This is a genomic window from Alcanivorax sp. HI0083, from assembly GCF_001635175.1.
Genome location: NZ_LWFX01001263.1, coordinates 1 through 5550, shown reverse-complemented (window position 1 = coordinate 5550; position 5550 = coordinate 1). Strand labels below are relative to the sequence as shown.

The following is a 5550-nucleotide window of genomic DNA, read 5'->3' as shown; positions in this document are numbered from 1 at the left end:
TGGCGTTGGCCAGCATTGGCTTGTCGGTAATAGATATATAGGGTTTTCCATCCAGCCCACTTGTTGAAGGCTGGGATACCCAATCAGGATTATTAGCTGTCCGGCTCCCTAAAGCCGGGCAGCGCTATTTATCCACCTTGGTGCCGGTCGAAAGTTACACACAGGCATCTCCTATGAGCAAACAATTCTCATAGGAGAAATTAATGATTAACCGGCACCCTCTTAACACCAATCTTTCCCTACACCACACAGGCTCCTGGCATGGCTATGAGGTCCAGCTTCAGCATGGACCTTTAGTGCATGAATACCTGTACCGCTTCAAAGAGACCCTGGATTGGTCATTGTCTGAACACCCTCGAACGTTGGCTGTGAGACTCGATCTGCGTCTGCCTGAGCGTCATCCCTTTCAGCTGGAGTTTGTGATGGGTCGATTTATCAGCTCGTTGCGAGAACAAATAAAAGCTGACGTTAATCGTAGACGTAGCGAAGGTAAGCGGGTCCATGACACCGCTGTCCGGTATATCTGGGTACGAGAGCAGGACAGCAGCGATCAACCTCATTTCCACGTCTGCCTGTTCTTTAACAAGGATACTTACCGGCAGCTAGGGAGCCTGCCTTCTGCGAAGGGGGAAGGGGCTGCAATGCCTGATCCGGACGTGCCGCGAGACTCGCTGGCGGACAGGCCAGCGAAGAACCTTGCCGAGCGCATTGTGAAGGCGTGGTCACGAGCCGTCGGGTTGGGGCCAGATGAGGGCAGTGGATTGGTTCACTTCCCCTACAGCTGCGTATACCGAGTCAATGTGGGTTCAGCTGGTGGGGAAGCTGAGGTGGCGGGTTTGTTTAGCCGCATCAGCTACTTGGCGAAAGCCAAGACCAAGCAATATGGGATGGGGATCAGACACTTCGGTACCAGCCGGAGATAGGAGTGAGTAAAAAAATACAGGCGAGCGCTATCTCATGAGTTGAAGGAGAGTCTCATGAAGATCATGCGTTTGAAGGAAGTCATGGACACCACCGGGTTGGGCCGTTCGTACATCTACAAGTTGGCCAGTGAGGGTGCCTTCCCCAAGCCGGTGCAGTTGGGCGGGCGAGCCTCTGGGTGGGTGTCTGACGAGGTGGAATCGTGGATATTGGAGAGAATTGAAGAGCGGGATCGTGAGGTGGGTGATTAGAAGGTAAGCAGCGGCCCTTGCTGGAGCCGCTGTATTGGGGTGGGGTGGTTAACCGCCAAAGCTGTAGGTGCCGGCCCCTTGATCTGTTTCGATCTCAGCCTCCAGGACGTCGCAGTCATTGTTGACTTGAATCCTGGCTGTTTCTCCAAAGCTGATGGTCTTGGGAAGTTGGCTTTTCCCGCTGTATTTGAGGATGCGGCATTTACCTCTGTTGACGGTGATTTCTTGGATCTTAACCTCTTCCACGAGGCTGCGAATGGTTACGAACTGAGGGTCCATACCCGGACCGAATCCGGTGTACCTGGTTGCTGTGCCAACTTCGATGACTTCAGAGAGGTCTGAGCACCCGGAAAGGGAGATGGCCATCAAGGCCGCAGCGAAAGTCATTTTTCTCATGATTAACTCCATGTTGTGAATGATGGGATGAATTGAAGGGGAGGGTCGATAAATGGGAGTTGGTGCGAGTTAGCCATTTCTGCATGTGGCAATGGCATCACTGACCAAGGGCTGAACTGCTGATTGCGCCTCGCCCGACGAGATGTCATCCGGTGGTACCCCTACGGTGACGGAGTAGCTAGCCAAGACATTCGTGTATACACAGTCGCAGAAATCTGGGTTTTCCAGATCGTCCAGCGTGATCTGGTCAACACACAGGGCGTTAATGCTTTCCTCGAAGGTGCTGTTGGGCTCCTCTGCGCATCCAGCCAGCAAGATGGACGCGGCAGGCAGCAATAAAGATAGAGTCTTCATTGTGGTGGCTCTTCTGATATTGATAGGAGGCGGCCTGTCGATGTGTGACAGGCCTTCATGGGGTTGGCGCGATATCGCTGGTATAGGCTCGGTGGTTAAACCGTGAGCATCAGCGCGAAGCAAACCAACCAGACGATGAAGTAGGCCAGGTTGTGCTTCAGGGCCTGGGCTCTTTGATACAGGTAAACGGGGATCAGCCAGGTGATTCCTTTGAACTTGCTGGTGTCGATACCGGATTGCTCCAGACGCTTTTCATCCCAGAATGACAAGGCGATGTTGAGAGCCAGAGTGATGTACCAGAACTCGGCATTCGAGAGGGCTTGTTCTATCCGGTATTCATTTCCGTCGTAAGCTACACCTGCGACGATGGATTCGAGGATCAAGCCAATCAGTGGCGCAAAGGCCAGAATCCACACGATGGTATTGTTCACGTGCTCCCCACTGAGAGGGGGAGGCGTGGTCTTATCCAGGTGTGCCGCTAGCTCGGTCTTTTCCAGTTTCGTCCACTCGGACAGCCCGTTGCGCCAGACAATGGCGCCATGGGTGATTTCCCCGCTCGTGATCAAGCCGATCATTTCCTGTTCAGAAAACCCGCCTTTGCGTTGGCCAGCACTTTCGTAGAACCACGGTTTCTGTGTTTCTGTTGCTTCCATGTTGGACCTCATTTCATTTTTCTTGGTGATTTTGGGAGGCATAAGGGGGCAGCTAACCGTCCTGGCTAGCCGACTGTGACAGACCACGTTCCCCCAACGTGATTTAGGCCCGAACGAGGTTCGGGCTCCCGGCACGGCAAAAGTATTGCAGTGCGACACTTTGCGAGTCAAGTTAGGCGATACGACACAGGTATGGCTCTGCCGTAGCGTTGCTTCATCTGATTTGGTGGAGTGGGCGTGATGAGTTTTCCCAAGCGCCTGAAAGCGGCCCGGTTGGCATTGGGGCTGACTCAGGAACAGTTGGGCTTTGAGTTGGATGTCACCAAATCCACGGTTTCCGCTTGGGAGAATGGTCGTGACGCTCCAGGCTTTCGTCTGCTTCCTGCCCTGAAACAGGTGCTAGGTGTTTCGCTTGATTACCTGATTTGTGGTGATGAAGCGGGTGGGATCGCCGATCCTGCGGGTGCCTACGGCGCGGAAGTCCGCAGTGAAGCTGAAGCGCATCTGCTCAAGCGTTACCGCAAACTTTCTCGCAGCCGCCAGGAAGGCCTGAAGGCCCTTCTGGATTAACCGGCAGACTGCTTGCCTGCCAGCTTATTGCTGAGTCCAGAAGTCGATTGGGCAAGGGAGTCCTTGGTTTGAGTGGCTCTCTCGCCAGAAAACTCCTCCATCACCTGTAACCCCTCATCTTCCCCATACTCGAACCAGGCATTCATCAGCCCGGCCTGAGCAACCTTGTCCAGCTCCGTCTGGTGAATCCCCAGATTCTCTCGCCCCTTCGCTTCCTCCCTGGCGTGGGTGACGGCTTCTTTCAGGGTCTGATCTGCCCGCAGGGTCAGATCCACGTAGTAGATCGGTGCCCGGTGACTCTGGGTAGTGCTCTTGCCGCGCAGCTTCAGTTCCAGCGGCAGGGTGGCCAGGTTGCCGCTACTGATGGCGTGGAAGTAGCGCAGTCGTGCTGCCAGCGTGCGGATGCTGTTATAGCCGGTGGTGCGGAACACAAAACAGCCCAGTTCATCGTCATTCCCGATGCGGACATAAAGACGGCCATAGGGCTTGCACAGCCCATGGCTGCCGTAGTCGCACAGATCTGGGGAGGGGCAGTCTAGTGACGACAGGCCATTCTCGGTATGGCGTCGGCATGCCTCCCCGTTGCCTGCACACAGCGGCCTGCCGCTCTTGCGGTCGAAGAAGGTGTATTCCGCCCGTAGATTCAGGTCCGGATCGTTGAAGGGCAGGGTGATTGGGATGCTACGGAGTTTATTGCCCTTGGTGTCCTGGCGCAGGGCCTCATCCAGCGGGTGGGGCAGCCAGCCTTCCTTGGTCTGGATCTGGGTGGTGATGGTGAACTGATCGTCTTTCTCGGGCAGACGCTTGCCGTTCTTCTCCACCATGCGACCGATGCTGATGCGACCGATCACGGGTGGGGTGATCGCGAGTCCTTTGATCATGGGATTCTCCTGATGGCAACTGGCATAGACGCAGCCGGGCCAAGCCCGGCTGTTATGCTGTGAGTCGTAGAGGTTTAAGCATTGGGGCGAACCAGGAAGCGACGGCTCCCGGCCTTGTGCTTGGGGTACTGTTTGAGCAGGTCAGGCTGATCCTGCAGCAGGGCTTTCGTGTCCAGGCTGGTGGAGTCCTTGCTGCGCTTCCAGGTCACGGAGCCCTCGGTGAAGGTGGCCTTGCTGGCCAGCCCCATGGTCTGCTGGATGCGTTGCTTGAGGGTGGACTCTCGCTCGTTCAACCGGCCCAGGGTGTCCCGCAGATCCAGCAGCTCATTGAAGTCGCCCTCCATGGCTGGGTTATCCGTGAGGTCCAAGGTTTGCCCTTTGTCCTGGGGGTAGAGGGCTTGCAGGGCGTTCCCGGCAGAGTCGGAGCCATCCGGGTCCGGCGGGGTGTCCGCTTCCACCAGCTGCCAGAACTCCCGCTCAAGCTCGTACAGGTGAGCAATCAGCGCTTCGTCCCGCTCGATGCGGTGAATCTGCAACTCTTGACCACAGATCAGCACGGCCACATCGGCAGCCTGCTTGCCGGTGACGGCCAGCTGATGCTGCACTTGGCNCTGGATGTACTCGGGAACCCCGTCCGCCCACAGCTGGGCGCCGTACTGTCCGGTGGTCTTGCACTCGAGGATCTGCACATCGTCATTACCGACGACAGCGTAATCCAGGTTGGCGAGCATCCAGGGCTTGTCGTCATCCGGGTGCTGCAGCACGGCATTCACGCGCCGTACTTTGTTGCCAGTGATCTTGGCGTAAGCCTCGGCTACCTTTGGCTCCAGCAGGGTGCCCCAGTACAGGGGGGATTTAATGTCATTGGGATCAGGGGCGGGTAACAGACCATCCCGTCCGGTCTTGATCATCCACAGCTCCAGCGGTGACTGGTACGGGCTGATGCCGACGGCGGCAGCCGCATCACTGGCGCCAATGCCCTGCTTGCGGATCTTCAGCCAGTCCTCCCGGCTCATCTGCTTGGTAGAGACAAGGCGCAGTGCCGGGCGCTGGGTAGGAGTTGTGCTTTTCGGTTGTGCCATGAGTGTTCTCCTGACAAAGAAAAGCCCCGGCACAATGGCCGGGGCTAGAAGTAAGGGAAGGGGATGGAGAGTGAGTGATGCCTAAATGGCATCATGCGGCGCGGCCTGACGACGAGGGTGGCTCATCACCTATCTCGAAGAAGTCATTCACCAGCGCTTCGATATAGCGTTCGGCTTGCTTGTCGCTGGGGAGGTGGCCGGTAGTAAGCAGTTGCTCACCCAGCCATTCGCCCAGCTCGCTGACCACTTCGTACTCGAAGATGCCGGGGCGTCCACGGGGTTCGAACCAGATGTGGGAGACGGTTTGCCACAGTGGGTCCAGGTATTCACAGGAGGCGATGATCAGCTCGATGCAGCCACTGTCCCAGGTCTCCAGGATGCGGCGACTGCGCCCCGGATCGCCGGGGTGGCACATCAAGCCTTCATGCAGGAACGCGCCCCA

The 5550-nt window shown here is 56.8% G+C and carries 9 protein-coding genes; 3 read left to right on the top strand and 6 right to left on the bottom strand.

The window, feature by feature from the left end; genetic code table 11:
• Nucleotides 1-203: 203 nt before the first annotated feature.
• Together A3754_RS18565 and A3754_RS18560 are read left to right on the top strand one after the other, a co-directional pair.
• Entirely contained in the window at nt 204-923 is a 720-nt protein-coding gene (locus A3754_RS18565) for an inovirus Gp2 family protein (RefSeq protein ID WP_063520886.1), read from the top strand.
• Between the two features lie 54 nt (nt 924-977).
• Complete coding sequence (locus A3754_RS18560; RefSeq protein ID WP_063520885.1) at nt 978-1172, top strand: AlpA family transcriptional regulator; 195 nt, start codon at nt 978-980, stop codon at nt 1170-1172.
• Nucleotides 1173-1220: 48 nt separating this feature from the next.
• On the opposite strand, the gene A3754_RS18555 is transcribed toward A3754_RS18560, so the two are convergent.
• The 3 genes from A3754_RS18555 to A3754_RS18545 all read right to left on the bottom strand — a co-directional run bounded on the left by A3754_RS18555 (nt 1221) and on the right by A3754_RS18545 (nt 2575).
• Complete coding sequence (locus A3754_RS18555) at nt 1221-1568, bottom strand: hypothetical protein (protein ID WP_063520884.1); 348 nt, start codon at nt 1566-1568, stop codon at nt 1221-1223.
• A gap of 69 nt (nt 1569-1637) precedes the next feature.
• Nucleotides 1638-1922 carry a hypothetical protein gene (locus A3754_RS18550; protein WP_063518846.1) on the bottom strand — a complete coding sequence of 95 codons (285 nt, stop codon included), beginning with the start codon at nt 1920-1922 and terminating at the stop codon, nt 1638-1640.
• 95 nt (nt 1923-2017) lie between these two features.
• Nucleotides 2018-2575, bottom strand: a complete 558-nt coding sequence (locus A3754_RS18545) for a DUF4339 domain-containing protein (RefSeq protein WP_082872425.1) — start codon at nt 2573-2575, stop codon at nt 2018-2020.
• 240 nt (nt 2576-2815) lie between these two features.
• Here A3754_RS18545 and A3754_RS18540 point away from each other — a divergent pair, with 240 nt between their 5' ends.
• Nucleotides 2816-3145 (top strand): helix-turn-helix domain-containing protein, encoded by a 330-nt coding sequence (locus tag A3754_RS18540; protein ID WP_082872222.1) that lies wholly within the window; start codon nt 2816-2818, stop codon nt 3143-3145.
• On the opposite strand, the gene A3754_RS18535 is transcribed toward A3754_RS18540, so the two are convergent.
• The 3 genes from A3754_RS18535 to A3754_RS27900 all read right to left on the bottom strand — a co-directional run.
• The gene (locus A3754_RS18535) at nt 3142-4026 is read right to left on the bottom strand and encodes a hypothetical protein (protein WP_063520882.1); all 885 of its coding nucleotides are present in this window, start codon (nt 4024-4026) and stop codon (nt 3142-3144) included. The genes A3754_RS18540 and A3754_RS18535 overlap by 4 nt on opposite strands.
• A gap of 74 nt (nt 4027-4100) precedes the next feature.
• Nucleotides 4101-5108, bottom strand: coding sequence for a YqaJ viral recombinase family protein (locus A3754_RS18530; protein ID WP_063520881.1), 1008 nt, complete (start codon nt 5106-5108; stop codon nt 4101-4103).
• A gap of 91 nt (nt 5109-5199) precedes the next feature.
• Nucleotides 5200-5550: hypothetical protein (locus tag A3754_RS27900; protein WP_063520880.1), on the bottom strand; the 351-nt coding region annotated here is incomplete at its 5' end.